Below are 25,524 nucleotides of genomic sequence, written 5' to 3'. Positions count from 1 at the left end.
ATCGCTGGGGCCGAGCCGGTCTATATCACGATAGACACCACGATAGACACCATAGAGGGCTGCATTCGACTACGGATAGGAAAGACAAAAAGAAAAGAGGCCATACAGCGGGTTGCGGGCGACTTCCATCAGTGACTGAGTTCGGAGGGGATAGCCATGAACATGCGTATGTACCTGAGCGTAGGCTTGGTCGCGCTGCTTGCGGGGATTGGGAGTACCGCGGTTCAAGCGGCGGGAGGCACGGTCCACTTCGGTGGCTCGGTCGTCGAGCCGACCTGCAGTATCGAGCTCGGGAGCCGTCACCTTTCTCTATCTTCTTGTCCGCAGCGCGCCTCGCTCGAGGTCGCGCGCCCCACCATCGTCGGTAACCAGAGCATCGCCATGCTGTCGGGCGCCAGTGCGCAGACCCCGATGATCGCCTACCGCTGGCAGGAAGTGCCCGGTGTCGGGCGCAGCGATACCAGCGGCGCACTGCTGGTCGTCGAGTATCGTTAGCGAGCGGAGTGTGGCCGTCAGCGTTTCGCCGGCAAAGACTGCGCCATCGCCCGAGGGGCCTGCGCGCTTTGCCGGCGTCTCAGCAGCCGCAGGAGGGCGCTGGCAGCGCGGGCATTCTGCCTGCCGACTCCCCGCGCTCTATCGGATGGCCGTCGCGTAGCCAGAAGTCCAGTCCGCCAAGCAGCTCCTTGACCTGAAAGCCTAGCGCGGCGAGCTTCAGCGCACCCTGGGTCGAGCCGTTGCAGCCGATGCCATCGCAGTAGGTGACGTAGGTCTTGGCCCGGTCCAGCCCCGCTGCGGTGGCTGGGCCCATGGTGGAGTGGGGCAGGCTCACTGCGCCAGGGATGTGGCCTTCGACGTAGCGGGCATGGGCGCGGGTATCGATCACCACGATGTCCTCTATGCCTGCGGCGAGATCGAGCGCGAGATCGGCGCTGTCGCAATGGTAGCGAAGCTTGTCGCGCATGAAGGCGTAGCTCTCGGCAGGCGAAGGCGGCGGGGCTTCCAGTACCAGTGAACGCTTCCCGGCTTCCTTCGAACGAGCGATCGTCGTCGAGAGCGAGCTGCGCTGCTGCCCCGAGGCATCGAAATTCTCCGCTGCCAGCCACTGCGATATGCCGGCGGCCAAGGTTGGCCATTCGGTATCGATGACCGAGAACCAGGCGGTATCGCGGTTGTGCCCCTTGACCACTCGATCCTGCCTGAATATCCCTTCGAAGACGAACCCCAGCCGGCTCGCCGCGCGCCGCGATGGCGCGTTGAGCGAATCGCACTTCCATTCGACTCGCCGATAGCCCAGGTCGAAGGCATTTTTCAGCAGCAGGAACAGGGCTTGCGTGGCGGCCGGAGTACGCGACAGCAAGGGTGAGAAGTTCAGATTGCCGATTTCGATCACGCCCTGCTCCGGCACGATGCGCAAGTAGCTGGCCACCCCGATCGCCTCTTCGTCGACGACGATGGCGAAGAACAGAGGGTCCCGTTCGCGTGACGATCGCTCGAGCCATTCCCGATAGCTTGTGAATTCACCGAAGGGCGGCTGCGGCAGATAGCGCCAGTTCTCCTCGGCACCGGCGAAAGCGTGCCACAGCGAATGGGCATGGCGCTCGGGGTCGAGCGGCTCCAGCCGGCAATAGCGCCCGAGCAGCGGTTCGCGCACTGGCGCGGCGGCGCCGCGCCAGTGCGCAACTGGAGCGCCGAGCGCAGCGGCTTGAGGCGATTCGGACATGGCAGGCTCCTTAGGTGGGACTCGTGGATGAGGCGCGTGGGTGGGATGGGGGGGCGGATTCAAACGAAATCGAGACGGTAATGGTCGAACGTGCTGTTCATACGCCAGCCGTGGCGCTCGTAGAGCTTCTTGGCGGGGTGGTTGTCGACCGAAGTGGCGAGCGTCATCCGCACTGCACCCCGGGCGACACCGAACTCCCGCACGGCTTCGAGCAATGCGCTGCCGATGCCGCTGCGGCGGCCGTCAGCTGCTACATAAAGGTCGTTGAGCAACCATGCCGGGCCGAGCTGTACGGTGGAGAACAGCGGGTAGAGCTGGGCGAACCCCAGCGCCTCTTGGGCGCGCCGGGCGAGCAGGATCGTCGAGTCCTGGCGGCTGAGCCGGTCATCGAGGAACTCACGACATGCCTCGGGAGCGCTGGGCTGGCCATAGAACACGCGGTAGCCGTCGAGCAGGGGTACCAAGGCGTCGAGGTGTTCGATGCCGGCTGGTACAACGTCTGATGAAGTGCTCATGGGGGCCTCATGGGCTGTCGTTGATGGTGTCCGGATCGGTGACCAGGCGTTCGATCACGCTCGGTGCCAGCCCGAGCCCCGCGAGCCCTTCGCGCACTCCCTGGCGGTCCGCGGCGGGCCGGTTCTGGCTCGCTTTGCGCTTGGCCTCGATCTGCTCGGGCTCGAACTCGAACCCTGCGATCGCCTCGAGCATGGCATCGATGTAGCGAGCGGGTGCGTCTTCGATACGCCATGGGGTGCCCGCGAGTGGCGCTTCGAACCGTGACGCAAGCGCTTCCAGCAGCTTTCGCAGGCGGGAGGGCGAAGTGAAGAAACGCACCCTGCCATGCAGATGGACCGCGCTGTAGTTCCAGGTCGGCACCGCTTCGCCTCGGGCCGCTTTGCTCGGGTACCAGCGTGGAGAGATGTAGTGGTGCGGCCCATGGAACACCGCCGTCGCCGGCCAGCTGCTCCCCTCCGGCGCGTCTGCACAGGCTTGCCACAGCGGATTGGCGCGGGCGATATGGCCGACCACGTGCACGCCTCCCTGGGGCAGGGCGTCGACCAGCAGCGGCAGGTGGTCGATATGGCAGCGGCCGTCGAGCATGACGATCAGCATCGCGAAGGGCGATTCGCTCATCATCGCGAGCTGGGTCGGCTCGGTGTGCTCATCGAAGAGGCGTGGTCGATACATGATGATTCCGTCGGCGAGGGGAGGCGATGCTTGGCTTCACTGTATCGACTAATATGGTTCTGGTGTTAGGGCCAATAACGGTCGATTCGATGGAACCAGTCAAGTCCTCCTCCGCCGCGGCCGAGGAGTGGATATGCGATGCCCTAGCGCTGGCGCTGGCGGATGAAAGTCCACAGGCGCTGCACCGCCGGCTCTATCTGCGGCTGCGTGAAGAGATCGAGCTCGGACGCCTCGCGCCTGGTACTCGGCTTCCTTCATCCCGGCGCTTGGCCGCGGCGCTGGGAGTGGGGCGAAACACCGTGATCAGCGCGCTCGACCAGCTGCTCCACGAGGGATTCGTTCGCAGCCGGCGCGGTGCCGGGAGCTATGTTTCCAGGCTCGAGCATCCTCTGCCGCGTGCCTCCGTCGCCGCGCCTGCGCCGGAAGATCGAGGTGATGCAGGACTCTCCTCGCGGGGTGCTGCGCTGCTGTCGCTCTCCTCCGGCGCGCGTGACGGTGGCACCACCTTCGTGCCCGGCCTGCCTGCTCTCGATCTTTTTCCCTGGCGCAGCTGGCGGGCGATCCAGGCGCGTCAGCTCAAGCATCCGCCGCGAGAGTGGCTTGGCTACCAGACCCAAGGCGGCCTGCCTCGGCTGCGCGAGGTGCTGTGCGACTACCTGCGCCTGTCGCGATCGGTACGCTGCGCCCCGGAGCAAATCGTCATCACCCAGGGGGCGCAGCAGGCCTTCATGCTGATCGCCCAGCTGCTTGCCGAGCCCGGCGACCTGGTGTGGTTCGAGGAGCCAGGCTACCTCGGCGCCCGCGCAGCCCTGCTCGCGGCCGGCCTGCGGCTTTCTCCCACCCCGGTCGATGCCGATGGGCTCGACCCGGCGCGAGGAGAGGGGCGCCCGAAGCTTGTCTACGTCACCCCGTCGTACCAGTATCCCTGCGGGGTGACCCTGAGTCTCGAATGGCGCCTGGGGCTGCTCGCCGAGGCCGAGCGCAGCCGCGCCTGGGTGATCGAGGATGACTACGACAGCGAGTTCCGCTATGGCTCCAAGCCCTTGGCTTCGCTCCAGGGCCTCGGCGATGGGCGACGAGTGCTCTATGTCGGCACCTTCAGCAAAGTGATGTATCCCGGGCTGGGGCTTGGATATTTGGTGCTGCCGCCAGCGCTGGTCGAGCCGTTTCGCACCATCTCCTTCCGGCTCGCCAGAGAGAGCCACTATCCGCTGCAGGCGGCATTGGCCGAATTCATCGATACCGGCGCCTTCACGCGCCATATACGCCGCTGTCGGGATGCCTACCGCGAGCGGCAGGCGGCGCTGCGTACGGCGCTGGCGCCGGCGATCGAACGAGGTCTCGAGCTCTCTTGCGGCGAGGCGGGGATGCATCTGCTCGCCACTCACCCCAAGGGCATCGACGAAGAGGAGCTGCAGCGACAGGGGGCGAGGGAGGACGTCGTGCTGCGGGGGCTTTCGCCGCTTCATCTGAGCGGTCACCGCCGAACCGGGCTGGTGCTTGGCTATGCGGCGGCGACGGTGGCGCAGATCGAACGCTCGGGCGCTTTGCTCGATGGCTGGCTGGCGCAGGGCGGTCGTTGAGCGGCAAAGGCCTTCTACACTGAACCGGTGAGTCGATCGCCACGTTTTGCAAGGAGGCAAGCACGCTACCCCGGACGCAGTGGCATTCGTCGTTGGTCCAGCAAGTCCGAAGGGAAGCCGGGGCTCCCCTCTTGTGCGGCTCAGCCGTCGGCGGCGATCTCCGCCACGATCTCGTAGGAGCGCAGCCGGTCCTCGAGGGAGTAGAAATCGGCGTTGATCATCAATTCGTCCGCATCGGTGGCGCGCAGCAGTTCTTTGAGTCCCTCGCGCACCCGCTCGGGGCCGCCGACGACTGAGGCGGCGAGGTTCTGGCGCACGTGTGCCTCTTCGTGGGGCAGCCAGTCGAGCTTCTCCACCGGCGGGCGGGCGCGGGTGGAATGGCCGCGGATCAGGTTGAGGAACTTCTGCTGGCCGACGGTGGCGTGGTACTCGGCAAGCGCGTCGGTCTCGGCGGCGATCACCGGCACGCCGAGCATCAGGTAGGGGGCGTCGAGCACTTCGGAGGGGCGGAAGTTGTCGCGATAAAGGCGTATCGCCTCGAACAGGTAGCCCGGTGCGAAGTGGCTGGCGAAGGCGAACGGTAGCCCGAGACGAGCGGCGAGCTGGGCGCTGAAGCCGCTCGAGCCGAGCAGCCACACGGGCACGCGGGTTCCCTGGCCGGGTATCGCCCTGATCCGTTGGCCCGGTTGGGGGGCGTCGAGATAGCGGATCAGCTCGTCGACCCGCTGGGGGAACTCATCGGCGGAGTGAGGGTCGCGGCGCAGCGCGCGCATGGTCGCACCGTCACTGCCCGGGGCGCGGCCGAGGCCCAGATCGATGCGCCCGGGGTAGAGCGTGGCGAGGGTGCCGAACTGTTCGGCGATCACCAGCGGTGCATGATTGGGCAGCATGATCCCGCCGCTGCCGACGCGGATGGTCGAAGTATGGCCGGCGACATGGCCGATCAGTACCGCGGTGGCGGCGCTTGCGATGCCATCGATGTTGTGGTGCTCGGCGAGCCAGAAGCGATGATAGCCGAGGGCTTCGGTACGACGCGCCAGCGCCACGGTGTTGTGAAAGCTCTCAGCGGCGTCGCCCTGGTCCCGGATAGGGGCCAGGTCGAGCACCGAGAGGCGCACGTCTTTCAATGCGGTCATCGAAAACCTCGTCTGCAAGGGGAGCGGCGTATCGACGCCGACGATGTTTTCGATATGGGGGTGATAGCGGCCAAGGCAAGCTCGCCCTGACTCCGCGAGAGAGAAAAGGCGACGAACGGAACCTGCGAACGGTGATGAGCGTATGCGCCCCGGCGGCTCGCCTCAGGGCAGCTCGTCTTCGGGTAACGGCTTGGCGGCGGCGCGTTTGCGTTTCTTTACCGCGCTGCCGATCTCCGCGTGCGCCACCTGGGTGCCGGCGGCGGCGGCGTAGCTGTCGTTCATCTGTGCGTAGTCGAGGCGCTTGTCGACGAAATAAAGCACTACCAGCTGAACCACCAGCAGCGCCAGGCAGATGATGATGCCTTCCAACATGATGAGCTGACCTCTTTTTCTCGCTACTTTTCTATCGCTACTTCGATTCCGCTGGGCTATTTCTTCCCAGAGCCATTCCTCAGGGCCGCGTCTCGGGCGGCCGATGGGCATGATGACAACTTTCATCGCAGATGAACACCCGCCCGCGTCCTCTGCATGCCGCGCGGTATCGACCTGGGGGGCGTCGAGCCCGTGGCTTGCCCCCGGTTCGAAGTCGAGGGATTCGCAGCCAACCAGAGACTCATGCCGAACCCGACTCAGCGCGGGGGCGGTCGCTTGACCTGGTATTCGCCCTCGATCACCCGCGGGCCTTCGCGCGGCTGTCGGGCACTCTGCTCGCCGGGCCATACCTGGCCCTGTCGCTCGGCCTGCTTGCGCAGCCGATAGCGTAGGAATGGCAGCATCAGCAGGCCTAGGGTGAACAGCAGCAGTGCCATCACTACGCCGACCATCAGCAGCACGCTGACCGCAAGCCAAGTGAATGTCGCTCTCAACCAATCGGCCGCTCCTTCGGGGCGCCGCCCTACGCCGCTGCCGGCGCGCCATTCGCGCGCCCGGCGCCAGGCTGGGTTGTCGCGAAGATTACGATAGGCGTTCGGATCGAACATGAGCTTCCTCGTTGTCGTGTGTCTCGCCTGCGGCTGCCGGCGAGGGATCGCATCGCGCTGGTCGATCATCACTCCAGATGATCCTTCGACCACGGCGAAGGGATAAGGGTTCGCCGACCGGCATATCTGGGAGAGCCTGGGCCCGACCCAACGGCGCCTGCACTCGGCCGCTGGAGTCGAGTTCGCGATGTGTTTTGTTCTTCGTTGATGGTGGTTTGTTGTCCGCCTTTGGTCTATGTGGGTAATTCCACATCACTGGAGTTTTTAAGATAAAAAATTGTTTTATATGGATTTTTATGTGTTTTTTATTTTTTCTTCGATACCCGGTGCCCAGCATTGAATCCCAGTCAGACCAAAAGCTAAAGGCGTTTTCGACGCCGATACCACACCATCGCAGCACATTCACCCCCGTAAGCGCCGCCTGGCGCGGAGGAGCGATCGATGCAGCGGTCATGGCTTCTAGTTGGCGTAGGGATAATGGCGGCCGGCGGCGTAGCGCAGGCGCAGACGCAGATCACCGTGGCGAGCGTCAACAACCCCGATATGGTGGCGATGCAGCGGCTCACCGGCGAGTTCGAGCAGGCGCATCCCGACATCAAGGTCAATTGGGTGGTGCTGCCGGAAAACGAGATACGCCAGCGGATCACCACCGACATCGCAAGCGGTGCGGGTCAGTACGACGTGGTCACGGTGAGCAACTACGAGACCCCGATCTGGGCCAAGAACGGCTGGCTGGTACCGTTCGAGTCGCTTCCCGAGGAGTATGACGAAGACGACCTGCTGGAGAACCTTCGCCAGGGCCTGAGCTTCGAAGACAAGCTCTATGCGCTGCCGTTCTATGGCGAGTCGTCGATGACCTACTATCGCAAGGACCTGTTCGAGCAGGCCGGGCTGGAAATGCCCGAGCGGCCGACCTGGAGCCAGATGGCGGAATTCGCCGAACGGCTCACCGACCGGGGCAACAGCCTCTATGGCATCTGCCTGCGCGGGCTGCCGGGTTGGGGCGAGAACATGGCGATATTCTCGACCATGGTGAATGCCTATGGCGGACGCTGGTTCGATGAGAGCTGGCAGCCGCAGCTAGACAGCCCAGCCTGGAAGGCGGCGGCCCAGACCTATGTCGACCTGCTCGAGAACTACGGCCCGCCCGGGGTGACCTCCAACGGCTTCACCGAGACCACGACGCTGTTCGCTGGCGGCCACTGTGCGATGTGGGTCGACGCCACCGTGGCGGCGAGCTTCCTTTCCAATCCCGATACCTCGCAAGTCGCCGACCAGGTGGGCTTCGCCCAGGCACCGATGGAGGTGACCGAGCGCGGTGCCAGCTGGCTGTATACCTGGGCATTGGCGGTTCCGCACTCCTCCAGCAACCAGCAAGCGGCGCAGACATTCGCCGAGTGGGCGACCTCGAAGCAGTACATCGAGCTGGCCGGGGAGCGCAATGGCTGGGTCAGCGTACCGCCGGGAACCCGCCAGTCGACCTACGAAAACCAGCACTATCGCGACGCCGCCAGCTTTTCGCCGTTCGTGCTCGAGGCGATCCAATCGGCGGACCCGACCCAGCCGACCCAGGACCCCGTGCCCTACAACGGCATCCAGTTCGTCGCGATCCCTCAGTTCCAATCGATCGGTACCAGGGTCGGCCAGATCATGGCGGGCATCCTCGCCAAGCAGACCACCGTGGACCAGGGACTGCAGCAGGCGCAGACCTTCACCCTGCGGCAGATGACCCAAGGCGGCTATATCGAGTGAGCGGCATGACCCTGGGCCAGACTCCCCCGGCCCAGGGTCTCGAGCTAGATGTGCGCTAAGCAATCATGTGCGGAGGAGCTATGCGATGAAGACTCAAACCGCCCACGCAGGGACGGTGGCGCCGGCTGGTGTCGCAGCGCGTCCCCGGCGCGGCAGGATCAGGGGCTCACATCATACCCACAGGACCACGGTGCGCTGGCTGCTGGCGCCGGCCGTGATCTTCCTGCTGGTGTGGATGCTGGTGCCGCTGGCGATGACGTTCTACTACTCGTTCGAGAACTACAACCTGATGATGCCGATGGATCGCGGCTTCGCCGGGATCCTCAATTACCAGCTGCTGTTCGACGACCCGATCTTCTGGGCCGCGCTCGGCAATACCCTGGTGCTGGTGTTCTTCAGCCTGATCCTGACCGTCGGCTTCGGTCTCGCCCTGGCACTGCTGTTCAACCGCACCTTTCCGCTGCGGGGGGTGGCGAGGACCCTGGCGGTGGCGCCTTTCTTCGTCATGCCGGTGGTCGCCGGGCTGATCTGGAAGAACATGCTGATGCACCCGGTCTATGGTCTCTTCGCCTGGGCGTTCAGGAGCCTTGGCCTCGAGCCGATCGACTGGCTCGCCCAGTATCCGATGAGCTCGGTGGTGATCATGATCACCTGGATGTGGACACCGTTCGCGCTCCTGGTGCTGCTCACCGGACTGCAGTCGCTGCCGGAGGACCAGCTCGAGGCGGTGCGCCTCGACGGTGCCAACCGCTGGCAGGAGTTCCGCTACATCGTGCTGCCCCACCTCGGCCAGGTGATCTACGTGGTGCTGATGCTCGAGAGCATCTTCTTCCTCACCTCGTTCGCCGAGATCTACACCACCACCAGCGGCGGCCCGGGCACCGCGACCACCAATCTGCCGTACTACATCTATCTCAACGCCTTCTTCCAGTACGACATAGGGACTTCCTCGGCGGGCGCGATCGCGGCGGTGGTGCTGGCCAACGTCTTCGCGATCTTCCTGATCCGCTTCGTTTCGGGCAACCTCAATGCGGGAGCGAACCGATGAGCACCCCAGTCGATATCGATCAGTCGCGCCAGGGCCTCGGCGGGGTGCTGTTGACCCTGCTGGCCTATGCGGTGGCGCTGCTGATGTTCTTCCCGCTGTTCTGGATGCTGCTGACCGCGTTCAAGACCGAACAGACGGCGGTGAGCCTGGTCCCCCAGCTGTTCTTCACCCCGACGCTGGATAGCTTTCGCGAGGCGATGGCGCAGGGTAGCACCTACAACCACTACGCCTGGAACTCGCTGGTGACGGCGGTGGGCTCGACCCTGATCGGGCTGGTGCTGACCATTCCCGCGGCCTACGCGATGGCCTTCTATCCCAACAAGCGTACCGACTTCACCCTGGTGTGGATGGTCTCGACCAAGTTCATTCCCGCCGTCGGCGTGTTGATCCCGATCTTCCTGGTCTACCGCTCGCTGGGCCTGCTCGATACGCGCTTTGGGCTTTTGATGCTCTACACCGCGATGAACCTGCCGATCATGGTGTGGATGGTCTACTCCTACTTCCGCGACATTCCCAAGGACATCATCGAGGCGGCCGACATCGACGGCGCCGGGGTGTTGCAGACCATGGTCCGGGTGATCCTGCCGCTGGCCCTGCCGGGGCTTGCCTCCACCGCGCTGCTGGTGACCATCCTGGCGTGGAACGAATCGTTCTGGAGCATCATGGTCACCAACCACGAGGCCTCGACGCTCGCCGCCTTCATCGCCTCGTTCAGGAGCGCCGAAGGGCTCTACTGGGCCAAGCTCTCCGCCGGCTCGGTGCTCGCGGTCGCACCGATCGTGGTGCTGGGCTGGTGCGCCCAGCGGCAGATGGTCCGCGGCCTGACCTTCGGGGCGGTGAAATGACTTCTCTCGCGCCGTCTTCTCCCATTCACTCAGCGAACCGGAGTCCGAGCCCATGGCCATCGTCGAATTGAAGAGTGTCAGCAAACGCTACGGCGACAAGGGCGCCAACGCCGTCGAAGGCTTCGACCTGCGCACGCTGGACGGCGAGTTCATCGTGCTGGTCGGGCCCTCCGGCTGCGGCAAGACCACCACCATGCGAATGATCGCCGGGCTCGAACTCAACACCGGCGGAGAGATCCTGTTCGATGAGCAGGACGTGAGCTCCGTACCGGCCAAGCATCGCGACATCGCCATGGTGTTCCAGTCCTATGCGCTCTACCCGCACATGAGCGTCTACGACAACATGGCGTTCAGTCTCAAGCTCAAGAAGCTCGACAAGGCGAAGATTCGCCAGCGGGTGCTGGAGGCGGCCAAGATCCTCGACATCGAGCATCTGCTCGATCGCAAGCCCCGTGCACTCTCCGGCGGGCAGCGCCAGCGTGTCGCGCTGGGCCGGGCGATCGTGCGCGAGCCGAGGGTGTTTTTGATGGACGAGCCGCTTTCCAATCTCGACGCCCGGCTCAGGGTCGAGATGCGTGCGGAAATCGTCAAGCTCCATCGCAGGCTCAAGGTCACCACCTTCTACGTCACCCATGACCAGGTCGAAGCCATGACCATGGGCGAGCGAATCGTGGTGATGCGCGACGGCAAGATCCAGCAGATCGGCAAGCCGAACGAGCTCTACGACTCCCCGGTCAACATGTTCGTCGCCGGCTTCATCGGCACGCCGTCGATGAACTTCCTCAAGGCCACGCGGCGCGGTGCGCGCATCGATGGCGAGGGGTGCGGTTTCGCGCCCGCGCAGGCCTTGCTCGACCAGGTCGACGAGGGAGCGGCGGTATGGGTAGGTGTGCGCCCCGAGCACCTCAGGCCTGCTCGCGCTGAACCGGCGGGTGGGGGCGCGGGGCGGCTTTCCGGCCGGGTCGAGGTGATCGAACCGCTCGGGGCGGTGACCTTGGTCCATCTACGGGTGGGCGAAACCAGGATCACCGCGCAGCTCGAGGGGCGGCCTCAGGTCGAGGTCGATGACGAACTGACGCTCGAGTGCGACGTCGAATCCCTGCATCTTTTCGATCTCGAGCGGGAGCACTCGCTGGGTCTCCAAGCGACACCGCGTACCGAGTCCTCCGTCGCTCTGGGCTGAACACCACCACATCCATGCCGGCGCTAGGCGTCGGCTCGTTCGGCGCGCTATCGCGCGCCTGGGGAGCAGATGATGCTGAAACTCGACGCCAGCGCTCTGGACGAGCTCGCAGGTCTCGCCAACGTCACGGTGCCCGGCTACCCGCGCGATCGTGTCGGGACCGGGATCGTCCACTTCGGGGTGGGCGGCTTTCACCGCGCCCACCAGGCGATGTATCTCGATACCTTGATGTCCGAAGACGAAGAGGCGCTCGACTGGGGCATCTGCGGGGTCGGCGTGATGGAAAGCGACCGAAGGATGAAACAGGCGCTCGAATCCCAGGACGGCCTCTACACCCTGGTGCTCAAGCATCCGGACGGTGCCATCGAGGCGCGCGTGATCGGCTCGCTGGTCGACTACCTCTATGCACCCGAAGATCCGCGTGCGGTGATCGAGCGGATGGTGGAGGAGCGTACCCGGATCGTCTCGCTGACGATCACCGAGGGCGGCTACAACTTCGATCCCAACACCGGCGAGTTCGACTTCGACGATCCCGGCGTCATCCATGACCTCAGCGACGCACCGCAGCGCACCACCTTCGGGCTGATCTGCGCTGCTCTCGACGCACGCAGGATCGCAGGTCGCGCGCCTTTCACCGTGATGTCCTGCGACAACATCCAGGGCAACGGCGATGTCGCGCGCAAGATGTTCCTCGCCTTCGCGCGGCGCAAGTCGCCGGCGCTGGCCGAGTGGATGGAGGCCGAGGTGTGCTTCCCCAACGCCATGGTCGATCGGATCACTCCGGTGACCACCGACGAGGATCGCCGCCTGGTGCGCGAGACCTTCGGCATCGACGATGCTTGGCCTGTGGTCTGCGAGCCGTTCACCCAGTGGGTGCTCGAGGACCACTTCAAGCTCGGTCGCCCAGCGCTGGAGCGGGTCGGTGTCCAGCTGGTCGACGATGTCGTGCCCTATGAGCTGATGAAGCTCCGGCTGCTCAATGCAAGTCACCAGGCGCTGTGCTACTTCGGCTATCTGTGCGGTTATCGCTATGCCCACGAGGTGTGCCAGGATCCGCTGTTCGTCGACTTCCTGCTCGGCTACATGGTCGAGGAGGCGACGCCGACGCTGGCACCGGTGCCCGGGGTCGATCTCGACCGGTATCGCCATACCCTGATCGAGCGCTTCGCCAATCCGGCGATCCGCGACACCCTGGCGCGGCTGTGCGCCGAGAGCTCCGACCGGATTCCTAAGTGGCTGGTTCCGGTGATCCGGGAGCGCCTGGCGTCCGGCGGCGACATCCGCCGTTCGGCGGCGGTGGTGGCGAGCTGGGCGCGCTACACCGAGGGGGTCGACGAGGAGGGCGAGCCGATCGAAGTGGTCGATAAGTTGAAAGAGAGCCTGATGGAACTTGCCGCGCGCAACCGCGAGGAGCCCGAGGCGTTCATCCGCAATCGCCGGCTGTTCGGCGATCTCAGCTCGGATCCGCGTTTCGTCGAGGCCTATCGCTGGGCGTTGGACTCGCTGCATCAGCACGGCGCGCGAGCGACCCTCGAGTCGCTTGAAAAACGAGTCGAGCGGTCGGCGTGAGGCAGGGCGGCGGCGATGCAGAATGGTTGGTTAGACTAAAGTTCACTACGTCATGTTCGCCGTCGTTCGCCAGCGCATGAAACAATTCCTCCATCAAGCCGACCAACGGGCCGGTGGCATGCGAGGTCGCTCATGTACATAGGCGTAGACTGTGGCACCCAGAGTACCAAGGTCGTGGTGCTCGATGGCGAACGGCTCGAGATCCTTGGCGAGGCCGCGCGTCCTCACTCGATGATCCAGGGCGATCACGGTCGCCGCGAACAGGATCCGGACGAATGGGTCTCGGCCTTCGAAGCGGCGCTCGCAGAGGCGCTGGAGCGCGCCGGCGTCGACGGTGGCGCGGTACGCGCGATCGGTGTCTCCGGCCAGCAGCACGGCATGGTCGCGCTGGATGCCGAGGGACGGCCGGTGCATCCGGGCAAGCTCTGGTGCGATACCGAGTCGGTGCGTGAGAACGACGCGCTGATCGAGGCGCTGGGCGGAGAGCGCGGCTGCCTCGAACGGCTCGGGCTGGTGCTGCAGACGGGCTATACCGCCTCCAAGGTCGCCTGGCTGCGCAAGCATCATTACGACGCCTATGCGCGCATCGAGACGCTGCTCTTGCCCCACGACTACCTCAACTACTATCTCACTGGCGAGCGGGTGGCCGAGTACGGCGATGCCTCGGGCACCGGTTACTTCGACACCCGCGAGCGCTGCTGGTCGCTCGACACCTTCGCGCTGATCGCGCCCGAGCTCGACCCCGACCGGGTGCTGCCGCGGCTGATCGAACCCGACGCCCCGGCCGGGCGGCTGCGCCCCGAGATCGCCCGCCGGCTCGGGCTTGGCCCTCAGGTGGTGGTCTCCTCCGGCGGCGGCGACAACATGATGGGGGCGATCGGCACTGGCAACATCGCCCCAGGCACCATGACGATCAGTCTCGGCACCTCCGGTACGCTGTACGCTGCGGCCGAGGGTCCGGCGATTTCCAGCAACGGGCTGGTGGCCAACTTCTGCTCGAGCCACGGAGGCTGGCTGCCGCTGATCTGCACCATGAACGTGACCTCGGCGACGACGCTGGTTCGCGAACTGCTCGGCTACGACATCGAGCGTTTCAATGCCGCCGCTGCCGATGCCCCGGTCGGGGCGGGCGGGATCACCGTGCTGCCGTTCTTCAACGGCGAGCGAGTACCGCCGCTGCCTGAGGCGATGGCCACCTTCGAGGGGCTCGGCAGCCATAACTTCACCCCGGCGAATCTTTGCCGCGCGGTGATGGAGGGGGCGACCTTCGGTCTGCGCTATGGATTCGACGAACTCAGTCGACTGACCGGGCACCCGGGCCGGGTGCGGCTCGTCGGCGGTGGGGCGAAGAGCGCCGTCTGGCGGCAGATGGTCAGCGACGTGATGGACGTCGAGCTGGCCTGTCCGGAGGTCGGCGAGGCCGCGGCACTGGGTGCTGCACTCCAGGCGATCTGGTGCGAGCGCCGGCAGGCCGGTGAGTCGCTAGACCTCGAAAGCCTTTGCGAGCGGGCGGTAGGGCTGCGCGAAGAGACGCTGACTCGACCCGATGCCGGGCGGGTGGCGGGCTATGCCGAAGCCTACACGCGCTATCTCAAGATCCTCGGACAGCGCTACCCGGTCACTCGAGCTGGATGACGCCAATCCACTGCTGAGCCGATCGCCTGCTAGACTGATGGCTCGACGTCTTCGTCGGGCCACACCCTTTGTCGCGAGAATCCCCATGCCGCATTGCGTGATCGAGTACTCCCAGACCCAGCCGCCACGCTTCGATCCCGCGGTACTGGTCGAGCTTGCGCACCGAGCGATGCTCGATGCCGGCTTGTTCGCACCCGAGGCGATCAAGACCCGGGCGATCGGCTACGCCGAGCAGCGTCTCGGGCTCGAAGGGTACGACTTCATCCATCTCCAGCTCAGGATTCTCGATGGGCGCTCGCTGGAGCAGCGCCGTGCGCTCGCCGAACACATGGTCGAGGCATTGGCGGCCGAGGCGGGAGCGCGCTGTTCGGTGACCTGCGAGGTGATCGAGATGGAGCGCGCGAGCTACGCCAAGCGGTTGACTTGAACCGGGTGCGCAACGTCCTAATGTAGTAATCATACGGATCATATAGTGTCATCGGGATGCATCGATGCGAGCGCATGCCCCGGTGATGAGATAGGATCGATAATCGTTATCGACGGTCTCGGAAGAGGCGCACGGATGGACACGGCGAACGGGGATGTCGTTATTTGACTACTTGCTTCGCGCTCCATTCGCGCGGGTGAGACGGCGCCAGGGCGGCCCGTTCCATTTCCGGACACCAACCAGGAGGCAGATATGACGACGCAGTTGGAATCGCTCAAGCAACTCTCCAAAGTGGTCGCCGACACCGGCGATCTCGAGGCGATCAAGAAGTATCAGCCGGTCGACGCCACCACCAACCCGTCGCTGATCCTCAAGGCGTTCGATCTGCCCGGCTACCAGGAACTGATCAAGAAGACCCTGGCCGAGGCGGCGAGTGAAGCCAGTGGCGATGAGCGCATCGATCATACGGTCGACAAGCTCTCGGTAGCGATGGGGGCTGAGATCTCCAAGATCGTGCCCGGCCGGGTCTCCACCGAGGTCGCGGCAAAGCTCTCCTATGACCAGGAGGCGAGCATCGCCAAGGCGCACAAGCTGATCGAGATGTATGACCGGATCGGTGTCCCCAAGGACAAGGTGCTGATCAAGCTGGCCTCGACCTGGGAAGGTATCCGCGCCGCCGAGGTGCTCGAGAAGGAAGGCATCCAGTGCAACCTGACGCTTCTGTTCAGCGACGCTCAGGCGCGGGCCTGCTTCGAGGCGGGGGTATTTTTGATTTCGCCGTTCGTCGGCCGGGTCACCGACTGGTTCAAGAAGGAGACCGGTCAGGACTACACCGCTGAAAACGATCCGGGCGTGCTGTTCGTTCGCGGGGTCGCCAAGTACGCGGCAGAGTATGCCTACGACACCGTGGTGATGGGCGCGAGCTTCCGCAACACCGGACAGATCCTGGCGCTGGCGGGGCTCAATCGCCTGACCATCTCTCCCCAGCTGCTCGAAGAGCTCGCTTCGACCGAGGGCGAGGTGACCCAGAAGATCACCGATACCGGCAGCGGCGCGAAAGGCAAGGTGGAGCCGATCAGCGAAGCGCAGTTCCGCTGGCAGCACGGGCTGGACGCGATGGCCAATGACAAGCTGGCCGAAGGCATTCGCAAGTTCGCCGAAGACCAGGAGAAGCTCGAAGGGCTGATCAGCAAGATGTTCTGATCCACGCTCCTCGAGGATGTACGACGCCGGGCCTTGGTCCGGCGTTTCTTTTTCTGCGGCTGGTTTTTCTGCGGCTGGCGCTCGGCTGACACCGCTTGAGCGCGATCAGGCACGGCCGACGACTGGCGGCACGTCCGATGCTGGCATGGCTTCCGGGAAAACATATCGAAGCGCATGGTGGCCGTGCCGCCGACGCTTGGTCATTGCAGCCCAATGCGCAGGTAACGGGCTGATCTTCACGGAGTTTCGCGCTTTACCCGAGTTTTTGGGTAATGAGAATTACACTAAGGTCGAATGGGGGGCGCTCAAGGCTTGGTCCATCCTGAATTTCGCAGTGATCATGGCTTTTCATGATTAATCGATTCAACTGCCTCGCAGAATGAATTTCCGCAGATGGTGCCACCAGGAACAAGTTTATGAGCTCCACTACCCAGGTTTCAGGTCAAACGAGGGGGCTGAGCGGCGTGCCGTTGGTCGTGATGATCTCCGTCATCGCAGCGCTCGGCGGGCTGCTGTTCGGCTATGACACCGGGATCATCGGCGTTGCGCTGCTCGGGCTCTCCCAGCAGTTCGTGCTCGACGACACCACCCGCCAGTTCGTGACCGCCTCGATCATCGCCGGGGCCCTGATTGGCTGCGTCGGTACCGGGCCGATCTCCGATCGGCTCGGCCGTCGCCGCACGGCGATGCTGGTCGGCCTGGTGTTCGCCGTCGGCTCGATATTCTCGGCGATGTCGCCGACCGTGACGATGCTGGTACTGTCACGCTTCGTGCTGGGCCTCGCCGCCGGCAGTGCGACCCAGATCATTCCCGTCTACATCGCCGAGGTCACACCGCCGGCGCATCGCGGCAAGCTGGTGGTGATGTTCCAGTTCATGGTGGTGTTCGGCATCACCTGCGCCTATTTCACCGGTTTCGTACTCGGCAACGAGTGGCGCTGGATGTTCGCCCTCGGCGTGGTACCGGCGGTCATCCTGATGCTGGGCATGCTGATGCTGCCGGAGAGTCCGCGCTGGCTGCTCAGCAAGGGGCGCGAGAACGAAGCGATGTCGGTGCTCCAGCGCGTTCGCTCAAGCACCGACAAGGCCCAGGCGGAGCTCGACGAGATCAAGACCGTCTCCAACCAGCCGCAGGGCACCTGGAAGGACCTTGCTCAGCCCTGGCTGCGTCCGGCGATCATCGTTGGTGCGGGGATCGCGATGTTCTCCCAGATCACCGGCAACAACGCGATCATCTACTACGCGCCGACGATCCTGACCAACGCCGGCTTCGGCGATAATGCTGCGGTGCTGGCCGCGGGCGGCGGCGGCATCCTGATCACCATCACCACCCTGATAGGCTCGCTGGTGATCGACAAGGTCGGGCGTCGGCGCTATCTGCTCTCGATGATCCCGGGATCGATCATCGCGCTTTTGATCATGGGCTGGCTGTTCCAGGGCGATGCCCCGGTGGACCCCTCGCAGCAGTGGCTGGTGGTCACCTGCCTGGTGATCTACATGGCGCTCAACTGCGGCAGCTTCGGGGTCTGCATCTGGCTGATCATCTCCGAGGTCTATCCGCTGTTCGTGCGCGGCAAGGGCGCCAGTATCGGCGCCTTCAGCCACTGGGGTTTCGACCTGATGGTCACCCTCACCACCTTGAGCATGATCGGGGCGATCGGCCTGAGCTACTCGCTGTGGCTGTACGCGCTGACCTCGCTCGCGGCGATGGTGTTCATCTACTTCCTGGTACCGGAAACCTCGGGGCGTTCGCTCGAGGACATCGAGCAGGCGCTGCGCGAGCGTCGCTTCTATCCATTCCAGCAGAAGCGCTGAGCCTTCCTACTTGCGGCACGAGAAGGTTGTCTTGCATGCTCTAGGAAGTTTTCACACGTCCGAGGACGGCGCCGGGAGGCGCCGTCCTCGCTCATCGCTCAGCGGAGACTCTCGTCGTGGCTTCCTCTTCATCATCCCGGGATGCGCCCCTGGTCCTTTCGATCCAGTCCCATGTGGCCTTCGGCCACGTCGGTAACTCGGCGGCGGTGTTTCCGCTGCAGCGCATGGGGATCGAAGTCGTCGCGGTCCATACCGTGCAGTTCTCCAACCATACCGGCTACGGCGAGTTTCGCGGCCAGGTGTTTTCAGCCGCCCACATCGAGGAAGTGCTCGAGGGCCTGCGCGCGCGGGACGTGCTTGAGCGCGTAGGCGCAGTGCTTTCGGGGTACCAGGGCGATGCCGGCACTGGCGAGGTGATTCTCGGCGTGGTCGATGAAATCCGTCGCCAGACCCCGAGTGCGCTCTATCTTTGCGACCCGGTGATGGGCGACGTCGGCCGGGGGATCTTCGTGCGCCCGGGGATTCCGGAGTTCATGAAGCGGCGCGCGGTCCCGAGCGCCGACATCATCACCCCCAACCAGTTCGAGTTCGAGTACCTGATCGATCGGCCGCTGGTCGATACCGAGGATGCGCTCAAAGCGGCGCGGAAACTGCTCGAGGCGCATGGTGACCGGCTCAAGTGCGTGGTGATCACCAGTCTCGCTACCGCCGATGTCGACAGCACCCGGCTGCGCACCCTGGCGGTAGAGCGCGATGCGGCCTGGTTCGTCGAGGCGCCGCGGATACCGCTCTCTCCGCTGCCCAACGGCATGGGCGACGTGTTTTCCGCGGTATTCCTCGGTGACTATCTGCAGCACGGCGAGACCGCCGGTGCGCTAGGCCACGCGGTCGCCACCCTGAGCGAGCTGATCGAGCGGACTCCGCAGGGGAGCCGGGACCTGCCCTTGATCCAGGCGCAGTCGAGCCTGTGCACGCCGAAGGTGAGCTACGAGGTCCAGCCCCTCGAGTGATGCAACGGCCTTGCCCATAGCCCGGTTATTCTTCAATGGAATAATCGGGCTATTTTTTATTGCTTAAAAAGCAGGAAGAAGGCGCGTCTAATGGGGCCTGTTGCCAATCCAACAGGGAGGAGCAGATGAACTTTCCCCACGACGGTCGCTATTTCGGCTTCGACGGCGCGGCGCTGGCGCTCGACACGCCAGCGCCTGCGGCTGCTCCCCGTTCGCGCCGCGAGGTGATCGAACTCGAGCGGCGCGGCGGCGGGCGTATGCCGCCGAGCATTCGCGCCACCGCACTGGTATTCGAAGATCCTCGCTCCCGCGCGCTGGAGCAGCGGATAAGGCTCTTCGCCGCAAGCGAGGCGAGCGTGCTGATCGTTGGCCAGACCGGTACCGGCAAGGAGCTCGTCGCCCGCCACGTCCACGCCTGCTCGCCTCGCGCCTCGGGGCCGTTCGTCGCGATCAACTGCGCGGCGCTGCCCGAGGCGCTCGCCGACGCCGAGCTGTTCGGACATGAAAAGGGCGCTTTCACCGGGGCGGTCGATGCTCGGGCGGGCTACTTCGAGTCCGCCCAGGGCGGCACCCTGTTCCTCGACGAGATCGGTGATCTCAGCCTCTCGATGCAGGTCAAGCTGCTGCGCGTGCTGCAGGAGCGCGCCGTGGTGCGGCTTGGCGCGCGCACCCCTCGACAGCTCGATGTGCGCATCGTCGCTGCCACCAACGTCGATCTCGAGCGTGCGGTGGCCGCCGGACGCTTTCGCGAGGACTTGTTCTTCCGCCTGAACGTGGCCCGACTCGAAGTGATGCCGCTGGCCAGCCGTCCCGGCGATATCGATCCGCTGGTCGATCATTTTCTCGCGCTCTATGCCCAGCGCGGCGGGCGACCGGTGCCCAGGCTTTCGGTTGCCGCACGCACCCGGCTGCACCGCTACGGCTGGCCGGGCAACATTCGTGAACTGGAGAATACGATTCATCACGCGGTGCTGCTCGCCCAGGGCGACACCATCGAGGCCGAGGATTTGATGCTCGCCGGCGTGTCGCTCAGCGACGGTCGGGGCGGCGAGAGCGACCGGCTCGAGGCGGCCCTGGAGCGGCTGCTCGATGAAGCGGTCGGGGAAGAAGTGGCGGCAGAGGGCGTATTCGAACGGGTCAATCACACCCTGGTGATGCTGGCGATGCAGCGTACCCGCGGCAACCAGGTCCACGCCGCCAAGCTGCTCGGCATCAGCCGTAATACCTTGCGCACCCAGCTGACCCGGTTCGGCTACCTGCCCGCGCGCGGGGAGCGATAGGCCGGGGCGCCCGAAGGGCACCCCGGCGGTAGTTCAAGCATGCTCGCGCTCGCTGGGGCGCGAGACGTTGGCGATGGTCTCGCCGAACGGCCCCATGTTGGCCCTGATCTGCTCGCGACGCGTATTCGAGTCCGCGCCGTGATCGAGTTCGAGCAGCGGCAGCACGCCCTCGCCGAAGCGATACGCCTCCTCCAGGTGCGGATAGCCGGAGAGGATGAAAGTATCGATACCGAGCGCCTGGTACTCGCGCATCCGCGCAGCCACCGTCTCGGGGCTGCCCACCAGGGCAGTGCCCGCGCCGCCGCGTACGAGGCCGACCCCGGCCCACAGGTTGGGACTGATTTCGAGCTTGTCGCGTCGGCCGCCGTGAAGCTTCGACATTCTTGCCTGGCCCACCGAGTCCATCCGCGCGAAGGCCTGCTGGGCCTGGGCGATGGTCTCATCGTCGAGATGCGAGATCAGGGCGTCGGCCGCGGCCCAGGCCTGTTCGTCGGTATCGCGCACGATCACGTGCAGGCGGATGCCGAAGCTCACTTGGCGTCCCGCCGCATCGGCGGCGGCCTTCACGGTACGGATCTTCTCGGCGACCAGTGCCGGTGGCTCGCCCCAGGTCAGGTACTTGTCGATGGTCTTCGCCGCGACGTCGATCGCCGCCTCGGAGGAGCCGCCGAAGTAGAGCGGCGGCCCGCCTTGCTGCACCGGCGAGAACAGCAGTTGCCCTCCTTCGATGCGCAGATGCTTGCCGGCATGGTCGACCGTTTCGCCGGCCAACAGGCGCTGGTAGACATCGAGGAATTCACGGGTCACTTCGTAGCGCTCGGCATGGGAGAGGAATACGCCATCGCCTTTGTTCTCGACCGGATCGCCCCCGGTCACCACGTTGATCAGCAGCCGCCCGCCGGAGAGCCGGTCGAGGGTCGCGGTCATTCTCGCCGCGACCGCGGGCGACTGCAGCCCGGGGCGCACTGCGACCAGAAAGCGCAGCCGCTCGGTCAGCGGCGCCAGGGCGGAGGCGACCACCCAGGAGTCTTCGCAGCTGCGGCCGGTGGGCAGCAGCACACCGTAGTAGCCGAGGCTGTCGGCGGCCTGGGCGATCTGGCGCAGATAGGCGAGATCCACGCCGCGTCCACCCTTGCTGGTACCCAGGAAGCGTCCATCGCCGTGAGTGGGCAGGAACCACAGCACCTTGGCGCGGCTGGCGGCGGGCACTCCTGTCGAAAGGTCGGGAACGGGCTGGTTGGACATACGTAGGTAACTCCTGGTTGGGTCGCGGATAGGCATGGCTCGAATAGCGGCGAGAGCGGTTCTATGGACGCCCGCATTGCGAGCTGGTGGCCCGACGACGGCGACCGCTCTCTTTCACTGCCTCGATGCATAGCGCATGCCATGTCCGCTTTTCTTGCATATCAATGAGTTGGGGCTCATTGCTCCGCGGCGTAGTGATAGATACCCACCAATACCGGCGGTGGGCTGCTTGATTTTCCACAGCGACGGTAGGCAGGGGATGCATGCCGCTGCTGTCGGATTTCCAGCGCCTGGTTGGCCGTGCTGGTTGGAATCCATACCGATGTTTTTCTGGATGTGGAATTTTTGTATTTAAAATCAATCATGTAGTGAGTGGCTCGGAAGTTGCTGTCAAGCATTCCCAACGCTTTCGAGGAATGCACAGCCAATGAGCACGCCATCCTTGCTGGATCGAACCGCGGCTGGTCTACGGCCGCTCGCCGACCGAGTGGCTACCGAGGCCGAGGCCCTGGAGATCGCTCATCGCCTCGCCGCGCAGTTCGCGCCCGGCGCCGCACAGCGCGACCGGGAGCGGCTGGCACCGGTGGCGGAACTCGATGCCTACTCCAAGAGCGGCCTGTGGGCGATCAGCGTGCCGCGCAAGCACGGTGGCCTCCAAGCCTCCTATCTCACCGTGGCCCGGGTATTCGCGATCATCAGCGCCGCAGATCCTTCGATCGCCCAGCTGGCGCAGAACCATTTCGGCTACGTCAATTTCATCGCCCTCAATGCCAGTGCGGAGCAGCAGCGCGAGCTGTTCGCCGCTGTGCTCTCTGGCGCCCGCATCGGCAACGCACTGAGCGAGAAGCGCAATGCCCGGGATGCAAAGACTCGAGCCCACGTAGGCGTGTTCGAGACCCGGATCACCGCGGTCGATGAGGCCCGTGCCCGGGTCGACGGGCGCAAGTTCTATTCCACAGGGGCGCTCTACGCCGACCTGGTGCCGGTCACCGCGACCAACGCGCAGGGGCAAGTGGAGGTGGCGTTCTTCGATCGCCGTACCCCGGGACTCGAGGTGGTGGACGACTGGCGCAGCTTCGGCCAGCGCACTACCGCCAGCGGCAGCGTGATCCTCGACGGCGCGGTGCTACCGCGCCGTCGGGTGGTAGCGGGTGAGCGGCCGGGCGGCGCCTCTTCGAACGGTCCGGTCTCCCAGCTGCTCCAGGCGGCGATCGATCTTGGCATCGGCGTCGGTGCCCTCGACGACACCCTCGATTACCTGCGCCATCGTGCCCGCCCCTGGATCGACAGCGGGGTCGAGCGGGCCTGCGAAGATCCACTCTCGCTGGCTCGTCTCGGCCGGCTCGCCACCCAGCGTGAGGCGGCGGACGCGCTGCTCGAGCGCGCAGCGCTGGCGGTCGACGAGGCCGACCGGCGGCTCGACGACGAGGCGGTCGACCTCGCCTCGGTAGCGGTAGCCAAGGCCAAGGTGGCGACCACCGAGTTCGCCCTCGAGGCGGCCGAGCGACTGTTCGAACTGAGCGGCACCAGCTCGACGCTCTCGGAGTTCGGCTATGACCGGCACTGGCGCAATGCTCGCGTGCATACCCTGCACGACCCGGTGCGCTGGAAGCTCCATCTGCTCGGCAACCACGTGCTCAACGGCGCCTCGCCAAAGCGCCACGCCTGGAACTGACGCCTGGAACCGATGATGAAAGAGATCCTGCTCAACGCATTCGACATGAACTGCATCGTCCATCAGTCGCCGGGGCTGTGGCGTCACCCGCGCGATCGTGCGCGCGACTATCGACGGCTGGATTATTGGCTCGAGCTTGCCCGCACCCTCGAGCGCGGGCGCTTCGATGCGCTGTTCATCGCCGATGTGCTCGGCGTCTACGACGTCTATCGCGGCGATGCCAGCGAGGCGCTGCGCGGCGCGGTGCAGGTGCCGGTGAACGATCCGCTGCCGCTGGTCGCGGCGATGGCGACGGTGACCGAGCATCTGGGGTTTGGGCTGACCGCCTCGCTCTCCTTCGAGCACCCCTATCCGTTCGCTCGACGCCTGTCGACCCTCGATCACCTGACCGACGGCCGGGTCGGCTGGAACATCGTCACCTCCTACCTGGAGAGCGGCGCGCGCAATCTTGGCCAGCGCCAGCAGCTCGACCATGACCAGCGCTACGACCTGGCCGAGGAGTATCTCGAGGTCTGCTACAAGCTCTGGGAGGGCAGCTGGGAGGAGGCGGCGGTACTGCGCGAGGCCGCGGCCAACCGCTACGCCGATCCGGCGCGGGTCCACCCGATCGACCATCGCGGACGCTACTTCGAGGTGCCTGGCATCCACCTGTGCGAGCCATCGCCGCAGCGCACTCCGGTGCTGTTCCAGGCCGGGGCCTCCTCCCGCGGTACCGCCTTCGCCGCTCGGCATGCCGAGTGCGTGTTCGTTGCTGCGCCATCGAAGACGGTGCTGCGCAAGGTAGTCGAAGGACTGCGCCACCAGGCCGAGATCGCTGGACGTGCGCCGGATGCGCTCAAGATATTCAACCTGCATACGGTGATCGTCGATGACAGCGATGCCTTAGCGCGTGCTCGCCATCGGGAATATCTCGACTATGTCGATCTCGATGGCGCTCTGACCCTGATCTCCGGCTGGACCGGGCTCGATATGGCCGGGTTCGATCCGCGCCAGCCGCTTGCCCATGTACACACCAACGCGATCCAGTCGGCGGTCGAGGCGTTTTCCAGCGCTGATCCCGGGCGGGTCTGGACCCCCGAAGAGATTGCCCGCTGGGTCGGGATCGGCGGCTATGGGCCGCTTAGCGTTGGTTCCCCCGAGTCGGTCGCCGACGAACTTGAAGCCTGGGTGGAGGAGACCGGCGTCGACGGCTTCAATCTCGCCTATGCGGTCACTCCCGAGACGTTCGAGGCGGTGGTCGACCTGCTGGTTCCCGAGCTGACCCGGCGCGGGCGCTACAAGTCCGAGTATCGCTCCGGCAGCCTGCGCCAAAAGCTGTTCGGCGCAGGCGATCGCCTCGCGGCTCCCCATCCCGGCGCGGGCTATCGCTTCCAGGCCCAGCGCGAACGGCTGGAGGTGGCGCGATGAGATTCGCCGCACGCTCAGCTCTGACCGCCTCGCTGATGCTCGCGCTGTCATCGGTCAGCGCCGCGGCGGCACCGCTGACCCTGGCGGTGAACAGCGACCCCAAGGCCGACTCGGTGCATGCCGCCGCCGAGGTGGCCCAACGGCAGGGGCTCGAGATCGAGGTGGTCGAGCTCACCGATTGGGTGACACCGAACACCGCGCTCGCCAATGGCGACTTCGACTTCAACTACTTCCAGCATCGGCCGTTTCTCGACGAGGCCAAGCGAAGCCTCGGCCTCGATCTGGTCGCGGTGGACTTCGGCATCGAGGACAAGACCTGCCTCTATTCGAGCAAGCACGCGAGCGTCGACGAACTGCCCGACGGCGCGACCGCTGCGGTCGCAGATGATCCGGTCAACCAGGGGCGCGGGCTTTTGCTCTACCAGGACGCCGGGCTGATCCGGCTGCGTGATGGGGTTGGCGACCAGGGCACCGTGCTCGACGTGGTCGACAACCCCCGGCGCCTGCGCTTCGTCGAGATGCAGGGGCCGCAGCTCGCCCGGGTGATTCCCGATGTCGACTTAGCCCAGAGCTACCCGATCCACGTCCGCGCAGCGGGCACCATCGACCCGAGCGACGCCCTGCGCTGCAACGGCGATACCGGAGGTAAATACGCGCTGATGTTCGTCACCCGGCCGGACAATCGAGACGACCCGCGCATCCATGAGTTCATTCGCATCTACCAGACCGCCCCAGAGGTGCGTGCTGCGCTCGAGCGTGCCTACGGCGACGCCGAGCTCTACGACCTGGCCTGGGAGCACCACCGCCTCGACTGATTCCACGGC

Annotated in this window: 25 protein-coding genes; 17 read left to right on the top strand and 8 right to left on the bottom strand. The window is 65.2% G+C overall.

From position 1 onward, the window contains the following. Positions 1–156 precede the first annotated feature (156 nt). Positions 157–495 carry a fimbrial protein gene (locus Q376_RS0100410; protein WP_027348614.1) on the top strand — a complete coding sequence of 113 codons (339 nt, stop codon included), beginning with the start codon at positions 157–159 and terminating at the stop codon, positions 493–495. Between the two features lie 79 nt (positions 496–574). Here the strand turns inward: Q376_RS0100410 and Q376_RS25280 are convergent, their stop codons facing one another. From Q376_RS25280 to Q376_RS20880, 3 genes are read right to left on the bottom strand one after another with little or no spacing between them, the layout of a single operon-like run. Continuing rightward, positions 575–1,720, bottom strand: a complete 1,146-nt coding sequence (locus Q376_RS25280) for a GNAT family N-acetyltransferase (RefSeq protein ID WP_081803320.1) — start codon at positions 1,718–1,720, stop codon at positions 575–577. A 59-nt stretch (positions 1,721–1,779) separates the two neighbouring features. Next, positions 1,780–2,235 (bottom strand): GNAT family N-acetyltransferase, encoded by a 456-nt coding sequence (locus Q376_RS0100400; protein WP_043445480.1) that lies wholly within the window; start codon positions 2,233–2,235, stop codon positions 1,780–1,782. Positions 2,236–2,242: 7 nt separating this feature from the next. Next, positions 2,243–2,908: an FMN-binding negative transcriptional regulator gene (locus Q376_RS20880; RefSeq protein WP_043445477.1), complete on the bottom strand. Its 666-nt coding sequence runs from the start codon at positions 2,906–2,908 to the stop codon at positions 2,243–2,245. An 89-nt stretch (positions 2,909–2,997) separates the two neighbouring features. Between Q376_RS20880 and pdxR the strand changes: the two genes are divergently transcribed. Next, positions 2,998–4,491, top strand: a complete 1,494-nt coding sequence (gene pdxR / locus Q376_RS0100385; RefSeq protein ID WP_027348611.1) for a MocR-like pyridoxine biosynthesis transcription factor PdxR — start codon at positions 2,998–3,000, stop codon at positions 4,489–4,491. Positions 4,492–4,631: 140 nt separating this feature from the next. Here the strand turns inward: pdxR and Q376_RS0100380 are convergent, their stop codons facing one another. From Q376_RS0100380 to Q376_RS20875, 3 genes are all read right to left on the bottom strand, one after another. Further along, positions 4,632–5,627, bottom strand: a complete 996-nt coding sequence (locus Q376_RS0100380; protein ID WP_027348610.1) for an LLM class flavin-dependent oxidoreductase — start codon at positions 5,625–5,627, stop codon at positions 4,632–4,634. 162 nt (positions 5,628–5,789) lie between these two features. Further along, a complete protein-coding gene (locus Q376_RS0100375; RefSeq protein WP_027348609.1) occupies positions 5,790–5,999 on the bottom strand; it encodes a hypothetical protein in 210 nt (69 codons plus the stop codon). Positions 6,000–6,256: 257 nt separating this feature from the next. Beyond that, complete coding sequence (locus Q376_RS20875; protein ID WP_052364798.1) at positions 6,257–6,607, bottom strand: FxsA family protein; 351 nt, start codon at positions 6,605–6,607, stop codon at positions 6,257–6,259. A gap of 441 nt (positions 6,608–7,048) precedes the next feature. On the opposite strand from Q376_RS20875, the gene Q376_RS0100365 reads away from it, so the two are divergent. From Q376_RS0100365 to Q376_RS20865, 12 genes are all read left to right on the top strand, one after another. Next, entirely contained in the window at positions 7,049–8,359 is a 1,311-nt protein-coding gene (locus Q376_RS0100365; RefSeq protein ID WP_027348608.1) for an ABC transporter substrate-binding protein, read from the top strand. 235 nt (positions 8,360–8,594) lie between these two features. Continuing rightward, positions 8,595–9,407 carry a carbohydrate ABC transporter permease gene (locus Q376_RS0100360; protein WP_245598876.1) on the top strand — a complete coding sequence of 271 codons (813 nt, stop codon included), beginning with the start codon at positions 8,595–8,597 and terminating at the stop codon, positions 9,405–9,407. Then, positions 9,404–10,252 (top strand): carbohydrate ABC transporter permease, encoded by an 849-nt coding sequence (locus Q376_RS0100355; RefSeq protein WP_043445474.1) that lies wholly within the window; start codon positions 9,404–9,406, stop codon positions 10,250–10,252. Before Q376_RS0100360 ends, Q376_RS0100355 begins: the two co-directional genes overlap by 4 nt. A gap of 52 nt (positions 10,253–10,304) precedes the next feature. Then, positions 10,305–11,435 carry an ABC transporter ATP-binding protein gene (locus Q376_RS20870; protein WP_043445471.1) on the top strand — a complete coding sequence of 377 codons (1,131 nt, stop codon included), beginning with the start codon at positions 10,305–10,307 and terminating at the stop codon, positions 11,433–11,435. Between the two features lie 72 nt (positions 11,436–11,507). Further along, positions 11,508–13,004: a mannitol dehydrogenase family protein gene (locus Q376_RS0100345; protein ID WP_027348605.1), complete on the top strand. Its 1,497-nt coding sequence runs from the start codon at positions 11,508–11,510 to the stop codon at positions 13,002–13,004. Positions 13,005–13,136: 132 nt separating this feature from the next. Further along, positions 13,137–14,639, top strand: coding sequence for a xylulokinase (gene xylB / locus Q376_RS0100340; RefSeq protein WP_027348604.1), 1,503 nt, complete (start codon positions 13,137–13,139; stop codon positions 14,637–14,639). A gap of 85 nt (positions 14,640–14,724) precedes the next feature. Continuing rightward, the gene (locus Q376_RS0100335) at positions 14,725–15,066 is read left to right on the top strand and encodes a 5-carboxymethyl-2-hydroxymuconate Delta-isomerase (protein ID WP_027348603.1); all 342 of its coding nucleotides are present in this window, start codon (positions 14,725–14,727) and stop codon (positions 15,064–15,066) included. A gap of 252 nt (positions 15,067–15,318) precedes the next feature. After that, entirely contained in the window at positions 15,319–16,269 is a 951-nt protein-coding gene (tal, locus tag Q376_RS0100330) for a transaldolase (RefSeq protein ID WP_027348602.1), read from the top strand. 16 nt (positions 16,270–16,285) lie between these two features. Next, on the top strand, positions 16,286–16,627 hold the full coding sequence (locus tag Q376_RS24615; protein ID WP_155834065.1) for a hypothetical protein: 342 nt from the start codon (positions 16,286–16,288) through the stop codon (positions 16,625–16,627). Between the two features lie 58 nt (positions 16,628–16,685). After that, on the top strand, positions 16,686–18,083 hold the full coding sequence (locus Q376_RS0100320) for a sugar porter family MFS transporter (RefSeq protein ID WP_052364797.1): 1,398 nt from the start codon (positions 16,686–16,688) through the stop codon (positions 18,081–18,083). Positions 18,084–18,199: 116 nt separating this feature from the next. Continuing rightward, complete coding sequence (pdxY, locus tag Q376_RS0100315) at positions 18,200–19,093, top strand: pyridoxal kinase PdxY (protein ID WP_027348600.1); 894 nt, start codon at positions 18,200–18,202, stop codon at positions 19,091–19,093. A 125-nt stretch (positions 19,094–19,218) separates the two neighbouring features. Continuing rightward, positions 19,219–20,373: a sigma-54 interaction domain-containing protein gene (locus tag Q376_RS20865; RefSeq protein WP_081803318.1), complete on the top strand. Its 1,155-nt coding sequence runs from the start codon at positions 19,219–19,221 to the stop codon at positions 20,371–20,373. A 33-nt stretch (positions 20,374–20,406) separates the two neighbouring features. Here Q376_RS20865 and ssuD read toward each other — a convergent pair whose 3' ends face one another. Together ssuD and Q376_RS24610 are read right to left on the bottom strand one after the other, a co-directional pair. After that, a complete protein-coding gene (gene ssuD, locus Q376_RS0100305) occupies positions 20,407–21,618 on the bottom strand; it encodes an FMNH2-dependent alkanesulfonate monooxygenase (RefSeq protein ID WP_081803317.1) in 1,212 nt (403 codons plus the stop codon). Positions 21,619–21,794: 176 nt separating this feature from the next. Continuing rightward, the gene (locus Q376_RS24610) at positions 21,795–22,016 is read right to left on the bottom strand and encodes a hypothetical protein (RefSeq protein WP_155834063.1); all 222 of its coding nucleotides are present in this window, start codon (positions 22,014–22,016) and stop codon (positions 21,795–21,797) included. Between the two features lie 29 nt (positions 22,017–22,045). Here Q376_RS24610 and Q376_RS0100300 point away from each other — a divergent pair, with 29 nt between their 5' ends. The 3 genes from Q376_RS0100300 to Q376_RS0100290 are packed head-to-tail and all read left to right on the top strand — an operon-like array spanning position 22,046 to position 25,515. Further along, complete coding sequence (locus Q376_RS0100300; RefSeq protein ID WP_027348598.1) at positions 22,046–23,293, top strand: SfnB family sulfur acquisition oxidoreductase; 1,248 nt, start codon at positions 22,046–22,048, stop codon at positions 23,291–23,293. A gap of 15 nt (positions 23,294–23,308) precedes the next feature. Further along, positions 23,309–24,700, top strand: a complete 1,392-nt coding sequence (locus Q376_RS0100295; protein WP_211266568.1) for an LLM class flavin-dependent oxidoreductase — start codon at positions 23,309–23,311, stop codon at positions 24,698–24,700. Further along, positions 24,697–25,515: a MetQ/NlpA family ABC transporter substrate-binding protein gene (locus Q376_RS0100290; RefSeq protein WP_027348596.1), complete on the top strand. Its 819-nt coding sequence runs from the start codon at positions 24,697–24,699 to the stop codon at positions 25,513–25,515. The genes Q376_RS0100295 and Q376_RS0100290 overlap by 4 nt, the downstream gene beginning before the upstream one ends. Positions 25,516–25,524: the final 9 nt, after the last annotated feature.

Origin of the sequence: Halotalea alkalilenta DSM 17697, assembly GCF_000621205.1 — a bacterium.
Lineage (GTDB): Bacteria > Pseudomonadota > Gammaproteobacteria > Pseudomonadales > Halomonadaceae > Halotalea > Halotalea alkalilenta.
This window is presented reverse-complemented; position numbering and strand designations above follow the sequence as displayed.